The 670-nt window shown below is 70.9% G+C and carries 1 protein-coding gene; it reads right to left on the minus strand.

The genetic code is table 11. The features are described 5' to 3' along the window. Positions 1-98 precede the first annotated feature (98 nt). A partial coding sequence (locus tag G7A99_RS23295; RefSeq protein WP_205600033.1) for a hypothetical protein occupies positions 99-670 on the minus strand: 572 nt, incomplete at its 5' end.

The raw sequence follows: 670 nt of genomic DNA on the forward strand, positions 1-670 counted from the left end.
CAGCGGGTCGCGCCCGAAGGCCTCGTAGACGGCCTCGTCAACGCCGTTGAGTCCGGCGGCGGCCTCGCGGAAGGCGGCACGCTGGTCGTCGTCCAGGGTCACGATCTCGACTCCATTCCGGGGCTGAGTGTCATCACTGCATCCTCCGGCGCCGCCGCGCTCCCGTCGGCGAGCGCGGGGCGTTGTCCGGGGGGCAGTCGGGTGATCATCTCGCGGATCGCCTCCGCCGGGACCGGGCGGTGCGAGAAGAAGTCCACGGGCACGGTGTAGCCGAGGATCAGCCGTGCCAGGCGGTCCTCATCCAGGGCCGCCAGCAGGCTGCCCCCCAGCACGTCGAGGGGGCGCTCGAGTACCCGGGCGTCGAGTACCGTGGCGACGTCGTTGATGGTGATGACCCGTTCGGCGTATTCCACCAGCGGATAGATCGCCGATGCGGTCAGGTACACATCCCGGTACTGACGCAGTCGGGCGATGATACCGGCGAGGAGCCGCGGGTCATGGAAATCGTGGCCGAGGCGCACCACCAGCGGCAGGTGGCGGGCGCGGGCGCGCTCCAGCGCATTGGCGAGCGCCGTGGCGGCGTTGACCGGGCTGTCCAGCGCGACCAGGGGATCGTCGTCGGGCTGGGCGATGTACAGCGCGTAGCGTCCGGGCATCGGGTCACGCAGGG

Source organism: Arhodomonas sp. KWT, from assembly GCF_010993615.1.